The organism is Vreelandella xerophytica (assembly GCF_968048975.1).
The window spans coordinates 1,528,090-1,543,386 of sequence record NZ_OZ309106.1 but is presented as its reverse complement, the minus strand read 5'-3'; the positions used below and the strand labels follow the sequence as shown (position 1 = coordinate 1,543,386).

General features: G+C 60.7%; 14 protein-coding genes. 3 read left to right on the top strand and 11 right to left on the bottom strand.

Annotation, left to right across the window (positions count from 1 at the left end; all coding sequences use genetic code 11):
• Position 1: 1 nt before the first annotated feature.
• Together ggt and ppsA are read right to left on the bottom strand one after the other, a co-directional pair.
• Positions 2-1,792, bottom strand: a complete 1,791-nt coding sequence (ggt, locus tag ACWF8S_RS07350) for a gamma-glutamyltransferase (protein ID WP_447556204.1) — start codon at positions 1,790-1,792, stop codon at positions 2-4.
• Positions 1,793-1,944: 152 nt separating this feature from the next.
• Positions 1,945-4,326 carry a phosphoenolpyruvate synthase gene (gene ppsA, locus ACWF8S_RS07345; RefSeq protein WP_447556203.1) on the bottom strand — a complete coding sequence of 794 codons (2,382 nt, stop codon included), beginning with the start codon at positions 4,324-4,326 and terminating at the stop codon, positions 1,945-1,947.
• Between the two features lie 260 nt (positions 4,327-4,586).
• Between ppsA and ppsR the strand changes: the two genes are divergently transcribed.
• Entirely contained in the window at positions 4,587-5,420 is an 834-nt protein-coding gene (gene ppsR / locus ACWF8S_RS07340) for a posphoenolpyruvate synthetase regulatory kinase/phosphorylase PpsR (protein ID WP_447556202.1), read from the top strand.
• A gap of 8 nt (positions 5,421-5,428) precedes the next feature.
• Here the strand turns inward: ppsR and ACWF8S_RS07335 are convergent, their stop codons facing one another.
• The 4 genes from ACWF8S_RS07335 to ACWF8S_RS07320 form a co-directional block, all read right to left on the bottom strand.
• Complete coding sequence (locus ACWF8S_RS07335; protein ID WP_447556201.1) at positions 5,429-6,007, bottom strand: hypoxanthine-guanine phosphoribosyltransferase; 579 nt, start codon at positions 6,005-6,007, stop codon at positions 5,429-5,431.
• Positions 6,008-6,109: 102 nt separating this feature from the next.
• The gene (gene nagZ, locus ACWF8S_RS07330) at positions 6,110-7,120 is read right to left on the bottom strand and encodes a beta-N-acetylhexosaminidase (protein ID WP_447556199.1); all 1,011 of its coding nucleotides are present in this window, start codon (positions 7,118-7,120) and stop codon (positions 6,110-6,112) included.
• An 81-nt stretch (positions 7,121-7,201) separates the two neighbouring features.
• Entirely contained in the window at positions 7,202-7,732 is a 531-nt protein-coding gene (locus ACWF8S_RS07325; protein WP_447556198.1) for a L,D-transpeptidase family protein, read from the bottom strand.
• The gene (locus ACWF8S_RS07320) at positions 7,710-8,387 is read right to left on the bottom strand and encodes a TetR/AcrR family transcriptional regulator (protein WP_447556196.1); all 678 of its coding nucleotides are present in this window, start codon (positions 8,385-8,387) and stop codon (positions 7,710-7,712) included. The genes ACWF8S_RS07325 and ACWF8S_RS07320 overlap by 23 nt, the downstream gene beginning before the upstream one ends.
• Before the next feature lie 219 nt (positions 8,388-8,606).
• Between ACWF8S_RS07320 and lexA the strand changes: the two genes are divergently transcribed.
• Positions 8,607-9,281: a transcriptional repressor LexA gene (lexA, locus tag ACWF8S_RS07315; protein WP_447556195.1), complete on the top strand. Its 675-nt coding sequence runs from the start codon at positions 8,607-8,609 to the stop codon at positions 9,279-9,281.
• 81 nt (positions 9,282-9,362) lie between these two features.
• Here the strand turns inward: lexA and purU are convergent, their stop codons facing one another.
• A complete protein-coding gene (purU, locus tag ACWF8S_RS07310; protein WP_447556194.1) occupies positions 9,363-10,217 on the bottom strand; it encodes a formyltetrahydrofolate deformylase in 855 nt (284 codons plus the stop codon).
• 265 nt (positions 10,218-10,482) lie between these two features.
• Between purU and ACWF8S_RS07305 the strand changes: the two genes are divergently transcribed.
• Entirely contained in the window at positions 10,483-12,069 is a 1,587-nt protein-coding gene (locus tag ACWF8S_RS07305) for a ribonuclease J (RefSeq protein ID WP_447556193.1), read from the top strand.
• 25 nt (positions 12,070-12,094) lie between these two features.
• Here ACWF8S_RS07305 and moaE read toward each other — a convergent pair whose 3' ends face one another.
• The 4 genes from moaE to ACWF8S_RS07285 are packed head-to-tail and all read right to left on the bottom strand — an operon-like array spanning position 12,095 to position 15,154.
• Entirely contained in the window at positions 12,095-12,556 is a 462-nt protein-coding gene (moaE, locus tag ACWF8S_RS07300) for a molybdopterin synthase catalytic subunit MoaE (RefSeq protein WP_447556192.1), read from the bottom strand.
• The gene (moaC, locus tag ACWF8S_RS07295; RefSeq protein ID WP_447556191.1) at positions 12,557-13,351 is read right to left on the bottom strand and encodes a cyclic pyranopterin monophosphate synthase MoaC; all 795 of its coding nucleotides are present in this window, start codon (positions 13,349-13,351) and stop codon (positions 12,557-12,559) included.
• 4 nt (positions 13,352-13,355) lie between these two features.
• Positions 13,356-13,898 carry a molybdopterin-guanine dinucleotide biosynthesis protein B gene (gene mobB, locus ACWF8S_RS07290; RefSeq protein ID WP_447556190.1) on the bottom strand — a complete coding sequence of 181 codons (543 nt, stop codon included), beginning with the start codon at positions 13,896-13,898 and terminating at the stop codon, positions 13,356-13,358.
• A 26-nt stretch (positions 13,899-13,924) separates the two neighbouring features.
• Positions 13,925-15,154: a uracil-xanthine permease family protein gene (locus ACWF8S_RS07285; protein ID WP_447556188.1), complete on the bottom strand. Its 1,230-nt coding sequence runs from the start codon at positions 15,152-15,154 to the stop codon at positions 13,925-13,927.
• Positions 15,155-15,297 lie beyond the last annotated feature (143 nt).

Sequence of the window (15,297 nt, the reverse complement as noted above, 5' to 3'; positions counted from 1 at the left end):
ATTACTCACCCATGACGACACCTTCGCGCCGGGGGTCGGCACCGCCGAAGAGCGTGCCATCCTCCAGGCGGCGAATCGCCTGCAGCCCACTGGTCAGCTCGCGCTCGCTGACGTCATGACCGCGCTCGGTGAGCGACTCGATCGTCGCCTCGGAAAAGCGCCCCTTCTCGACCCATACATCACCGCCCAGGGTAACGGCATGAGGCAGGTTCAGCGCCTCCTGGGCACTCAGCCCCCAGTCGCGCATGGCCAAGAGCGTGCGCGCCGTGTAGTGGATGATCGCTGCGCCACCCGGCGAGCCAAGACTTGCCACAAAGTCGCCGCTCTCGTGATCGAACACCAGCGTCGGGCTCATGCTCGAGCGCGGCCGCTTGCCGGGCTCGACCCGATTGGCCACCGGTTCACCATCGACCTGTGGAGCGAAGGCGAAATCGGTCAGCTCATTGTTGAGCAGATAACCCCCGCAGAGGCCGGTGCCGCCATCGGCCATGATGCGCGAGCCAAAGGCTTGTTCGATGGTCGTGGTCATGGCCACGGCGTTGCCCTCTTCATCCACGATACTGATGTGGCTGGTGCCGTATTCGGGCTGGGTAGGCTGACTGGCGTAGCTCACTTCAAACTCGCCGGGGTTACCCGGCTCGGCAGCGTCGCCCATGCTGGTCTCCTGAATCAGGCGACTGCGGCTTTGCAGATACTCCGGGTCGAGCATCAAGGCCCAGTCGCCACCGGGTGCGTCGACAAAATCCGGGTCGGCGATGTAGCGGTTGCGGTCGGCAAAGGCGAGCCTTGAAGCCTCCAGAAACTGGTGCAACCAGCCGCTGCTGGCCGCGCCGTTATCCAGGGGCGCCTCGATCATCGGCTGATGTTCCAGCATGCCGAGAATCTGCATGACGGTCAGGTGTCCTGATGAAGGCGGCGGAAAACCACATACATCCCACTGTTGCCAGGGCGTACAGATCGCTTCCCGCGTCACGCTCTCGTAGCCGCTGAGATCCTCCAGGGTCATTTCACCCGGGCGGGTATGGTGATTCTGCACCCGGCTGACCAGGTCTTCTGCGATAGTGTTTTCATAGAACGCGCGGCTTCCTCCGTCGGCTATCTGACGCAAGATGGCGCCCAGCGCGGGGTTGGTCAGCGTTTCTCCGACGGCAATGGCCTGGCCCGCCTCGTCATAATAAAAACGGCTCGCCAGCGGGTCATCGCGCAGCGCCGGGTCTTCGGCAAGGCTTGTGTGAAGACGCTGGCTAACCTCGAAACCTTCCTCGGCCAGGGTAATGGCGGGTATGAAAAGCGATGCCCAGTCTAGCTGGCCGTGGGCGGCGTGAGCGGTTTCCAGCATCCGCAGGGTGCCAGGCACGCCCACCGAGCGTCCGCTGACCACCGCATCCATGAACGCCAGCGGCTCGTCACCTTCCATGAACAGCGTCTCGGAGGCCGCCTGGGGGGCGGTTTCACGGCCATCATAGGCCTGGATATCCGAGCCATCGAAGTGCATCAAGAACGCCCCGCCCCCGATGCCGCTGGACTGCGGCTCGACCAGCGTCAGCACCATCTGTACTGCGATGACCGCATCGATGGCGTTCCCGCCGGCCTTGAGCACCTGATAGCCCGCATCGGTGGCAAGCGGATTGGCGGCGGCGACGGCGAACTTCTCGTTCGCCCAGCCAGGCTTCTCCTCGTAACCACTGCCCACCTCGGGGGTGACGGAGGGTGTCTCGTAACTAAATCCAAAGCTATACAACGGAACCAGCAGTAAGCCGGTCAAGGGCAGCGTCGCCCGTAATGGCAGCATGATCACTCCTGAAATATACCAGTCGTCCCGCGTCGGCGTTTTCTCGACAGGGGAATGGGTAGTCGCGTACTCATCTGTAAAAGTAGCCTATAAAACGCCTGCGCCCGGCACAATGGCCGGGCGCATATTGGCTGCGGGGTAAATCGAGCGATCTAGCCGATGGTTTCATCGGCCAGCATGAACCAGGTTTCCAGCACCGCATCCGGGTTGAGGGATACCGAATCGATGCCCTGCTCCATCAGCCACTTGGCCAGATCCGGGTGATCCGAAGGGCCCTGCCCGCAGATACCCACGTACTTTCCTTTAGCCTTGCACGCCTGGATGGCCATGGAAAGAAGCTTTTTCACCGCCTCGTTACGCTCGTCGAAAAGATGCGCGACGATGCCGGAGTCGCGATCAAGCCCCAGGGTAAGCTGAGTCAGATCGTTGGAGCCGATGGAGAAGCCGTCGAAGTGCTCGAGGAACTCATCCGCCAGCAGCGCATTGGCCGGCAGTTCGCACATCATGATGACCTTCAGGCCATCAGGCTCGGCGGCGTTGCGGGCCAGCCCGTTGTCCGCCAGTAACTCCACGACCTGACGAGCCTCGGTGGGGGTGCGCACAAAAGGCACCATGATCTCGACATTGCTGAACCCCATTTCGTCGCGCACACGCTTGAGCGCGCGGCATTCAAGCTCGAAACACGGTCTAAACGACTCGGAGATGTAACGCGAGGCGCCGCGAAAGCCGAGCATGGGGTTCTCCTCGCCGGGCTCATAGAGCTTGCCGCCGATGAGGTTCTCGTACTCGTTGGACTTGAAATCGGACAGACGCACGATCACTCGCTGAGGATAGAACGCCGCTGCCAGGGTGGAAATGCCCTCGACGAGCTTATCGACGTAGAAGCTGACCGGATCATCGTAGCCAGCGGTACGCACATCGATCACCTGCTGCAGATCCGGCGTCTGACGGTCGTACTCTAAAAGCGCCTTGGGATGCACGCCGATCATCCGGTTGATGATGAACTCAAGCCGAGCAAGGCCCACGCCGGAATGCGGCAGCCCGGCAAAGCCGAAGGCGCGGTCCGGGTTGCCCACGTTCATCATGATCTTGAAGGGAATCTCGGGCATGGCGTCAACGCTTGAGACCTTGCATTCATAATCGAGAAGCCCTTCGTAGACGTTGCCGGTATCGCCTTCCGAGCAGGACACCGTGACGTCGATCCCTTCACGCAGCTGTGTGGTGGCATCACCACAGCCCACCACGGCGGGGATGCCAAGCTCCCGGGCGATAATCGCCGCATGACAGGTTCGCCCGCCGCGATTGGTCACAATTGCCGAAGCGCGCTTCATGACCGGTTCCCAATCCGGGTCGGTCATGTCGGTCACCAGTACGTCGCCGTCGGTGACCTTTTCCATCTCCTCCGGACTCAGCACGATCTTCACCGTGCCGCGGCCGATACGCTGGCCGATCGCGCGCCCGTTGATCAGCCGGCGCCCCTTCTCCCTGAGGTGAAAACGCTCGAGCTTGCCCCCCTCCTGCTGGGACACCACGGTTTCCGGTCGAGCCTGAACGATATAGAGCTTGCCGTCGTCACCATCCAGCGCCCATTCGATATCCATGGGCCGCTGGTAGTGCTTCTCGATAGTGACCGCCTGACGTGCCAGATCCATCACCTGCGCATCGCTGATACAAAAGCGGCTGCGGTCGGCAAGGGGCACATCCACGGTAGCCACCGACCGGCCGGCACTGGCGCTCTCGCCGTACACCATCTTGATCAGCTTCGAGCCTAGCGTACGGCGCAATACCGCCGGGCGGCCCGCCTCAAGCGTGGGCTTGTGAACATAGAACTCATCCGGGTTGACCGCGCCTTGCACGACGGTTTCGCCAAGCCCCCAGGAGGCGGTGACGAAGACCGCATCGCGGTAGCCCGATTCGGTATCGAGGGTAAACATGACCCCGGAAGCGCCGGTTTCCGAACGCACCATCTTCTGTATCCCGGCGGAGAGCGCCACGTTCTCGTGAGCGTAGCCGCGATGCACGCGATAGGAGATGGCGCGGTCATTGAACAGCGAAGCGAACACTTCGTGCACGGCGCGCTTGACGTTGTCGAAGCCTTCGATGTTGAGAAAGGTTTCCTGCTGACCAGCAAAGGAGGCATCCGGCAGATCTTCCGCGGTAGCCGAGCTTCTCACGGCAGCCTTGAGGTTGGGGTGGCGCTCCTGCAGAGCGGCGTAGGCATCACCCAAGGCGCGCTCGAAGGCAGGCGGCAAGGGTGTGTCGATGATCCACTGACGGATGGTGCTCCCCGCCTGGGCCAGGGCCTTCACGTCATCGACATCAAGGCGCGCCAGCAGCGCGTTGATGCGGTCATTGAGGCCTTCAAAGGCGAGAAATTCGCGGTAGGCATGAGCCGTGGTGGCAAACCCGCCGGGTACCGTGACGCCCGCGCCCGCAAGATTGGAGATCATTTCGCCAAGCGAGGCGTTCTTGCCCCCCACGCGTTCGACGTCATTCATGCCTAGCTGATCGAACCACAGAATGTACTCTTGCACGCAACACCCCTTTTTATCATCAACCCGCGCGGGCCGGTAAAACCTGGCGGCCAATTTCATTGAGCGTGTCACCCTATCACCACCTCTCCATATTCGCCATTAGTCTAACAGCGAAGCCAGTGAAGGTTTTTTACAACAACCGTTGTTTCAAGCCACTTTATGTAGTCGGGCGCGCCCGGCGTGCGCTGGCCGTTGTGCTCGTTTCATTAAGCAAGGAGAATAATGCTTCACGTACTTCGATGGTCGAGAGGGAGACAGGCATGAAGCGCACGGCGTTCTTTATTTCCGACGGAACAGGCATTACTGCCGAGAGCCTGGGGCGAAGCCTTCTGGCTCAGTTCAGCGGGGTGGACATCACCATGCTGACCAAACCCTATATCGATACGCTTGAAAAGGCCCGGGCGCTGGCAGCGGTGATCGACACTACCGCCGAGCGCGACGGTCACCGCCCGATCATCATCGACACTATCGTCGACCAGGACATCCGCGATGTCATCCGCAAGGCCCAAGGCTTCAAGGTGGATATCTTCTCGACGTTTCTGGAGCCTCTGGAGCAGGAGCTCGAGACCCACTCCTCCTACAGCGTGGGCCGCACCCACGCCATTGGCAGCGACGATATCTACATGGATAGGATTCACTCGGTGCACTTTGCCCTCGACAACGACGACGGCGCGCGCACCCACCAGTACGATCAAGCGGATGTCATCCTGGTCGGCGTATCGCGCTGCGGCAAGACGCCGACATCGCTTTATCTGGCGCTTCAGTTCGGCATTCGCGCGGCCAATTACCCGTTGACCGAAGACGATCTGGACGAGGATGGCAGCCTGAAGCTGCCCAAGGTGCTCGCCCCGCACCGGCACAAACTCTTCGGGCTGACCATCGATCCGCGCAGGCTCTCGGCGATTCGCAACGAACGCCGCCCCGCCAGCCGCTACAGCTCGATCGACCAGTGCGTGCAGGAAGTGGAGCAGGCGGCAGCCCTTTACCGGATGATGAACATTCCGTTCATCGATACCACGCGCTTCTCCATCGAGGAGATTTCCACCCGCATGATTGCCGAAACCGGCCTGGTGCGGCGCTTTTCGCCCCGTTAGCGCGCTCCTTAAAGACCTTTCGGCGCGAAGATACCCGGTGCGTTACGCCAATACCCCTTGTAATCCATGCCAAAGCCGAACACGTAACGATCCGCTACCTCAAGGCCGCAGTAGTCGGCCTTGAGCCCGGGCACGGCCTTGCGGTCGTGCTTTTTATCCACCAGCACGGCGGTGGTGACGCTTGCAGCCTGAGCCTGCTGGCAATAATCCAGGATGGCCGCCAGGGTGGAACCCTCATCCAGAATATCGTCGATGATCACCACGTGGCGCCCGGCCATGGGCACCTCCGGCGACACGCGCCAGAAAAGCTCGCCGCCGCGCAGCTCGTTGCGGTAGCGGGTGGCGTGCAGGTAATCCACTTCCAGGGGAAAGCCCAGCCGGGTCAGCAGGTGCCCTGTGGTAATCAGCCCGCCATTCATCACGCAGTAGAACACCGGCAGCTTGTCGCCCAGGTCCTTCGTGATGGCTTTTGCCATTCGATCCAGGGCCTGCTCTACCTGATCCTGAGAGATCAAGCAGTCGGCGTTTTCCATCAGTTCACGCATTGAATCCAGCGACTCGAGGGCTTTTTTATCCAGTTTGGCCATGGTTGGGCTCCGCCAGTGAAGGCTTCAGGTATTTAAAAGATAAAACGCCGACCAGGAATCGGCGCTCATGGCTGCATATCAAAGAATGGGAAGCGTATCCGGCTAGTCGGCCAGCTCGCTGAGCCTGGCGTTGGCCCGGCGCCACCGCTTGAGCGCCGATAGCGCTTCCAGGTCCGGCCGGGCGCGGGCGTAGCGAAGCTTGCCGATACGCCGGTTCTCGATCCCCTGGCAGCTGGCAGTGATCTCGAGCGCGGCATTGCGGTCGTTGCAGACCAACAGCATGTCGCAGCCGGCAGCCAGCGCTGCCCTGGCCCGCTCACGGGGCTCTCCCGCCAGGTGAGCGCCTGCCATGGTCAAGTCATCCGAGAAGATGCAGCCCTTGAAGCCCAGCGATTCGCGAAGTATGCCAAGCCAGCTGGGCGAAAAGCCCGCCGGACGCTTGTCAAAGGCGCTGTACACCACGTGCGCGGGCATCACGCCGTCCAGCTCGCCGGCCAGGCGGGTGAAAGGAACCAGGTCTCGCGCCTTGATCTCGCTCAAGGGTCGCGGGTCGTCGGCGATGGTGTGATGGGTATCGGCTTCGATACCGCCGTGACCGGGAAAGTGCTTGCCCACGGCGGCCATGCCTGCCTCGTGGAGGCCCTGCACGAAACGTCCGCCCAGTTCGGCCACGTGCTCAGGGTCCTGGCTGAAGCTTCGGTCGCCAATCACGCTTGAAAGCCCGCTTTCCACATCGAGTACCGGGGCGAAGCTTATATCCAGTCCGCAGGCCGCCATCTCCATTCCCAAAAGCCAGCCGGCATCGTTGGCAAGCTGGCTACCCGCTGCCGGGTCATGTGCGTAAACCTCGCCGATGCGCGCCATGGCCGGCAGGCGGGTGACCCCTTGCTTGATGCGTTGAACACGCCCGCCTTCCTGGTCGATACCCAGCAAGAGTTCGGGGCGCTGGCTGCGAATGCTCTGGCAAAGGCGGCGAACCTGCCCGGCGCTTTCGACGTTGCGGGCAAACAAGATGACCCCGCCTACTGCGGGGTCGCGTAAAAGCGCTTGCTCGGCTTGAGTAATAGAGAGCCCTTCAAGGTCAAGCATGACCGGGCCTAGCGGTTGCGTCATTAGCATAGATCCAACAAAACGGGCGCTAATTCTAGACGATCGGCCCGTTCGATCAAAATCAATCGAGAAAGGTGCGCCGGTTCACGCCGGGCAACCGCTGTGCAGCCAGACGGCGGTACCCGGTGGCGCGAAGTCGAACACCTTCATCAGATCGTCGTTGCGCAGACGAATACATCCATGCGAGGCGGCAACGCCCATGGGTTCGTCCGGCGGCGTGCCGTGTAGATAGATAAAGCGGCGCTGGGAGTCGACCTGACCGGCGCGATTGACACCGCGCTCCAGCCCGCAAAGCCACAGGATGCGTGTGAGTATCCAGTCGCGCTCGGGATGCTCCCGGGCAAGCTCGGGCGTAAAGATCTCGCCGGTCCAGCGGCGGGCGCGAAATACCGCGTTCTGGGGCAGGTCATCGCCAATGGAGGCGCGCACGTAGTGCCAGCCGCCGGGCGTCTGACCACTGCCCTCCTCCTGGCCCGTGCCATTTTCACCGGTCGAGACGGCGCACTCTAAAACCACCGCCTTGCCCTGCCAGCAGCGCAGACGCTGCGCGGCGATATCGATTTCTACCCAGGGGTCGTCCACCGGGGGCAGTTCAGCCAGTTTGGGTGTTGGCATGGTTGGATACCTCCAAAGCCTGGGGGAGCGGCGCGTTCATGGCGGCCACTACCACGGGGCGCAGCCGACGAACCAGATCGCGCACGGAGACCTGCTCGTCATACTCTTTCGCGGCAATACCGCGAAGCGCATCCAGCCCGGACAAGGTGAAGATCACCGTGCCCAGCATGAAGTGCAGACGCCAGAAGCGTTCGGCGTCGGGGAGCTCCGGCGTTGCCAGACGAACAAGCTCGGTAAAGCGGGTGAAGACATCGCCGTACTGATTCTGTATGTAGCGGCGCAGATGCCCCTGCGCCTGGCTGTAGGCAAGCCCTAGAAGGCGCATGAAGACTTTCAGACTGTTGCGCTCGGCGGGTACCGTCAAGACGGTGGTGGCCATGGTTTCCAGCAACTCCTCCAGCGGGATGGGGTCCTGTGCGTAACGCGCCTGCAACCCGTCCAGGGCTTCGTGAAAGCGCAGGCTGAAAGGGTCGAGATAGCGGGCGAACACGGCCTGGATCAGCGCTTTCTTGGAACCGAAGTGGTAGTTGACGGCCGCCAGATTTACCCGCGCCTTGCTGGTAATGTTACGCAAGGATGTCTCGGCAAAGCCACGTTCGGCAAACAGTACTTCCGCAGTATCCAGAATACGCGTGACCGTATCAGATTGCGCCATGGCGATCTCCAGAAAACAAGTGTTTAAAACATCGCGCGATAGTAGGCCATTCATGCGTCGGGCTCAATCGAGAAAAAGGCTGGATTGGACCCGGGAGGGCGCTGAAAGGTTTATAAACCGTGGCCTGGGTCATATACTGGACAGAGAAACATACTGTATACTTAAACACATATGAATTTAGTCACTATTTAAGTTACCCATTTTACGCTGGAGTCAGGTATGTCCCGTCCTCTTACAGTACGTCAACAACACGTGTTTGATTTTATCGTCAAGACGATGAACGACTATGGCTATCCGCCTACAAGGGCGGAAATCGCCAAGGCGCTGGGCTTTCGCTCGCCCAACGCCGCTGAAGAGCATCTGCGTGCCCTGGAGCGTAAAGGTGCCATTCGCATCATTCGTCATACGTCACGGGGCATTCGCCTGCCCAGCCAGGAAGGCGCGGACACCTCCGAGACGACGCCTGCTGCGAACGACACCGCTGAAAGCACCGCCCAGGGGCTTCCCATCATCGGTGAAGTTGCCGCCGGCAGTCCGATACTTGCCGCAGAGCATATCGACCGTTACTGCCCTCTGCCGGCGGATTACTTTACACCCAAGGCCGACTATCTGCTGCGCGTACGCGGGCTTTCCATGAAAGACATCGGCATTCTGGAGGGTGACCTGCTGGCAGTGCATCGCACCGAGCGGGTACGCGACGGGCAGATCGTGGTGGCACGCCTGGAAGACGAAGTGACCGTCAAGCGCTTCAAGCGCGACGGTCATCAGGTAACGCTGCTGGCCGAGAACAGCGACTTCGCCCCTATCGAGATCGACCTTCGCACCCAGCATCTGGATATCGAAGGTGTAGGGGTCGGGGTGATTCGCGGTGGTAGTGGTCAGGCGCTGGGTTAAAAGCTTTGATGGCTTGAAGGCCTTCAAGACGAGTCAATAAAAGAGGGCGCCGTGGCGCCCTCTTTTTCATCAAGTGGCCCTTTAACCAAAGACCACTGTCTTGTTGCCGTCGATCAGCACACGGTCTTCCAGGTGCCAGCGAAGCCCCCGGGCGAGTACCGACTTTTCGACATCACGACCAAAGCGCACCAGATCGGTGGGCGTATGGCAGTGGCTGACCCGGTGAATATCCTGCTCGATGATCGGGCCGGCATCCAGCTCTTCGGTCACGTAGTGGCACGTGGCGCCAATCAGCTTCACCCCGCGGGCGTAGGCCTGATGATACGGCTTGGCACCGGCGAAGGATGGCAGGAAACTGTGGTGGATATTGATGATCTGGCCGGCGTAGTGTTCGCAAAGCGCCGGGGGCAGTATCTGCATGTAGCGTGCCAGCACGATACAGTCCGCCCCGAGCTTTTCGATCTGGGTCTGTACGGCGTCAAACGACGCTTCTTTATTGGCCGGGTTTACTGCGATGTGGTGATAGGGAATGTCGTACCACTCGCTGAGCGTTTGCATGTCGGGATGGTTGGAGATGATCCCCACGATGTTGCAGTCAAGCTCGCCGGCCTGCCAACGGTAAAGCAGATCCACCAGGCAGTGGGATTCTTTGGAGACCATGATCACCACGTTGCGACGCTTTTGGGTATCCACCAGCGCCCACTGCATGTCGAAGGCATGGGCAATCGGTGAAAAGGCGTCCTTGAGTTCAAGGGCGCTCATGCCGATGGAGTCGGCAAGAATCTCGTAACGCATGAAGAACCGGCCCGTTTGCAGGTCCGAATGCTGGCTTGCCTCGGTGATGGAGCCACCGTGCTGGGCGATAAAGCTCGAGACACGTGCCACAATGCCCACTTGATCCGGGCAGGAAACCACTAGACGGTAATAATGTGACATAAATACACTCAATATATATACGATCTGGAAATGCTTGACCTGATTCAACGGATTGCCGATCTCGGGGCCCTGCAGGGGCGCTAGTGTAACGCACGCAGTGAACTTGAGCATTGCTATGATTGTTAGCCGCCCCCGGCTTACCGTATAGTTAAAGTCTTACTTATCAGGCTGTTCAAAATTAATGGATCCATCACGCGTTCAACTTCGTCCCCGTCGCCGTCCGCCCTTGCGCATACTGCCGCTTGGCGGGTGTGGTGAAATAGGAATGAACCTGACGCTTTATGGGTATCTTGATCACTGGATCGCCATTGATTGCGGCATGATGATCCGCCAGGACCTGCCTTCCGCTCCTCTCCAGGTGCCCAATACCCAGACCTTGGGGGAGCTGGGTATTACTCCTCAGGCGCTGTTCATTACTCATGGGCATGAAGACCACATCGGTGCGGTCGCCTGGCTATGGCCGAAATGGCAATGCCCGATTTACGCCACCCCGCTGGCCGCTGGGCTTTTACGTCACAAGTTTGCCGAGCACAACCTGAGCTGCGCCGCCATTCACGTGATCAAGCCCAACGAAGCCCGGGAGCAGGGCCCGTTCACGCTGCGCTACCTGATGATGACCCACTCGATTCCCGAAAGCTGCGCGATCATGATGCTGGCCGGCGGCTACCGGGTACTGCACACCGGTGACTGGAAACTCGATCCCTCGCCGCTGATCGGCCCAAGCGTCAATCCCACGCACTTCCAGGCGCTGGCGCCGCTCGATCTAGTGGTGGGAGACTCTACCAACGCCCCTTTGCCGGGCACCGCGGGCAGCGAAGGCGAGGTAGCCACTGCCCTGGCCCGTACGCTGAAGACGTGCAAGGGCCGCGTGGTGGTTTCCTGCTTTGCCAGCAACCTGGCCAGGGTGTGGGCGATTGGCCAGGCGGCGGCACAAAGCGGGCGGCGGGTCAGCCTGATGGGGCGCTCCATGGAGCGTATGGTGGGCGTGGCCCGCGGGCTTGGCTATCTGGACGATTTCCCCGCCCTGGTGCCCCCTCAGGATCTGGGGTATCTGCCTGCGGACGAAGTAGTGGTGATTGCCACCGGCAGTCAAGGCGAGCCGCGCGCGGCGCTTCAGCGCCTGGCCCAGAGACGCCATCCCTTCCTGGATCTGGAGCCCGGCGACAACGTGATCTTCTCTGCCAAGATGATCCCCGGCAACGAACGCCCCATTGCCCAGCTGAAAAAACGTCTTTCTCAACTCGGCGTGACGCTGTTTGACGAGAACAATCATCCGGAACTTCACGCGACCGGTCACCCGGCGCAAGAAGAGCTCAAGACGCTCTACCGCTGGGTAAGACCCCAAGCGCTGTTGCCGGTGCATGGCGAACTTTCCCACCAGCAGGCGCACCAGGCACTGGCCGAGACGCTGGATATCAAGGCGCCACTAGCCCCGGTCAATGGCGATATGCTGATGCTGGATAACGAGGGGCTGCGCGTCGAGGCGCGCTACCCGCAGTTGCCCCACGTGGTCGATCAAAACAGCGTGGTCCCCCACCCTGGCCTGGGAACGTCAGAGACGGCCAGCAGTCGCCGTGGCACGCTTTTTCTAGCGCTTCCGGTGTGCGCTTCCGAGACCGGCTGGCAGCGCATCGGCCGGCTGATGCTGGATGCCAACGGAGCGAGCCCTATCGATGAAGAGAGTTTCAGCGACTGGCTGGACGAGCGTCTTGACGAAATCAAGGCCGATACCCTCGCCGAGCTTCGCGAGGCGCTTACGCCCAGCCTGATTCACTGGCTGGGCAATCACTGCCAGCATATGCCCGAAGTTCATCTGCAGATCATGGCCACCGAATCCCCCTACAGCATCTAGAACCTCGAGTAGGGGATAAAACGGGCTACCAGCGCGCGGCGTCGCGCTCATCGCTTTCGCGCTCCTTCACCCAGTAATTACCCTGGGTGGAATGCTCTTTTTTCCAGAAAGGCGCCCGGGTCTTCAGGATATCCATGATGAAATCGCAGGCGCTGAAGGCATCGCGACGATGGGCGCTTGCCACCAACACCCGTACAATGGGGTCGCCTGGCGTCAAATACCCTACCCGATGAATGATCACCACCCCTTGAAGCGACCAGCGCGCACAGGCCTGTTCGGCGATATCGCCCAGCGCCCGCTCGGTCATTCCCGGATAGTGTTCGAGCGTAAGCCCGGTGACCTCCGGGGCTTCATTGAAATCACGCACCAGCCCGGTAAAGCTCACTACCGCACCGATATCCTGACGATTGCGCAGCGTGGCGCCATAGCCCTCATCCAGCGAGAACGCGTGCTCCTGCACCGTCACGGTAATGATTGGATCACTCATTCAGCCTCCCGTGACCGGAGGGAAAAATGCCACCTCGTCTTCGTTGGTGATGGGTGCTGCATCGTTGGCCATGACCTGATTGATGGCGCAGAGAGTGCGTTGATCCTTCAAGACGCCATAGCGTGCTTCGCGCTCGGCAAGGGCGGTCTTGAGTCCCGCCACGTCGCGACTGGGCAACTGATCAAGCGTCAGTGACATTTCGCTTTGCCCTACCCGTTCGCGAAGCTCGGCCAGAAACTTCACCCGCACGCAAGGCGATACCCCGCAGCGCTCTCCCAGGCTCACCTCACCCGGCGTGCCTTCGCCAGTCACGATGGGGGCCGCGCTTCGCTGGTAATCTCCCCGCACGCCGCCTTGCTTGCTCTCGAGCTGAACCGCCTCGATACGCATCTCCTTGTCCACCGCCTTGCACATATCGTAAAGCGTCAGACACGCCACCGAGACCGCGGTCAGCGCCTCCATTTCTACCCCGGTGCGCCCGCTCAGTCGGCAAAGCGCCTCCACCTTTACCGCTCCCGCCTCCAGGTCGATCTCGAAATCCACGCTGACCTTGCTCAGTGCCAGGGAGTGACACAGCGGAATCAGCTCGTGGGTGCGCTTTGCCGCCTGGATTCCGGCGATGCGTGCCGTGGCCAGCACATCGCCCTTGGGCAACTCGCCGTCGGTCAAGAGCTTCAACGTGGCCGGTGCCATGACAATACGGCCCGACGCCACCGCTTCCCGGCGCGACACCTCCTTGTCGGCAATATCCACCATGTGGGCTTCACCTGCAGTATTGAGGTGGGTCAGCTGCATATCGTTACCTTCTGTCGTCAAAGGACGTGGTGGACCACTGAATGACCCACCGTGCGATGTCGTCGATGTTATCAAGGTTCAGCTGCGGGATAGAAGCCGCGAGGACCTCCGGCGCCTCCCCTTTCAATGCTACCGCCTGAACCCCTTCGCTTTGCACGATGGCCGGGTCGCCAATACCGTCGCGGTAGAGAACCAGCTTCGGCATCGGCCAGTCCTTGAAGCCCTCCACGATCACCAGATCCGGCGCGTGCTGGGCCATGAGCGAAAGCAGATGGTCAAGATCCGGCTCCTCCCGGCCGGGGGTTTCCTGCATCAACGCATAGCGCCGAGCAGAGGCCACCAGCATGGGGGCAGCGCCGGCTTCGCGCAGCCGATAGCTGTCCTTGCCGGGCTTGTCGATATCGAAGTCGTGGTGCGCGTGCTTGATCACCCCGACATTGAGCCCCGCCTCGCGCAACCGCGGCAGAAGCTTCGTCAAGAGAGTGGTTTTACCCGTGGAACTCCAGGCGGCCACGCCCAGCACGGGAAACGCCGTTTGAATCGGCATTACGGAATCTCCCTTCAGTCCAACACTCACGCCAGCTCTTTTTCAGGCGGCAACACCCAGTTGAGCGCAATACCCACCAGCGCGGCCAGGCTTACCCCCTGAAGCATAAACTGCCCACCGCCAAACTGCATACCCCCGATACCGAATACCAGAATCAGCGATACCACCACCAGGTTACGCGGCGCGGTCAATGATTGTCCCGCACGTACCAGGGTATTCATGCCCACCACCGCGATCGAGCCGAACAGCAATGTCATGATGCCGCCCATCACCGGGCCGGGGATGGTTTGCAGCAGCGCCCCGAGCTTGGCCACGAAGGCCAGGATGATCGCCAGTACCGCAGCCACGATCATGAACTTGGGGTTGAATGCCTTGGTCAAGGTCACCGCCCCGGTAACCTCGGAGTAAGTGGTGTTGGGCGGCCCGCCGAAGAGAGCAGCCACGCTGGTGGCCAGGCCATCGCCTAAAAGCGTGCGGTGAAGTCCGGGCTTTTCAAGGTAGTTCTTGCGGGTGACCGAGCCAATGGCCACCATGTCACCGATGTGCTCCACCGCCGGGGCGATCGCCACGGGAATCATGAAAAGAATCGCTGCCCAGTGAAACGTGGGCGCGGTGAAGGCAGGGAGAGACACCCAGGCAGCTTCGCGGACAGGTGTGAAATCCACCACGCCCATGATCAGCGACAGCACATAGCCGGTCACCACGCCGCCCATGATCGGTATCAGCCGCAATAACCCCCGACCAAACACCGCCAGCACCAGGGTCACCAGAAGACTCGCCATGGAGAGAAATATCGCCTGACCGTAGGCTATGTTGTCGCTGGTTTCACCCGTTGCCATGCTCACCGCCACCGGCGCCAGAGCCAGACCGATCACCATGATGACCGGCCCCACGACGACCGGCGGCAATAAATGATGCAGCCAGCCGGTACCCTTGAGTCGAACTATTTGTGAGATAACGGTATAAACAAGGCCCGCAGCCATCAACCCACCCAGGGTGGCGGAAACACCGAAACTGGCAATGGAGCCCTGAATGGGGGCGATGAACGCAAACGATGAGGCCAGAAAGACCGGCACGCTCTGGCGGGTGACACCGTGAAAGATCAGCGTTCCCACGCCTGCGGTAAACAGGGCAACGCTTGGGTCCAGCCCGGTTAAAAGGGGCACCAGCACCAGCGCGCCGAAAGCGACGAACAGCATCTGCGCCCCGGTGAGCAGCGTTTTAGGCCAGGAGTCTTGCGACGGATCAGTGCTCATTCAACGTCCCTTACGTAGGTCACTCACTCTTGGGTGGTGAGTGTGGCAAATATTCAAGGTACTAATATTCAAGGTGCTAATACTTAAAGTACTAACATTCAAGATGCCAACGGTTTCCAACGGTCCAAAAAAATGCCCCCGAC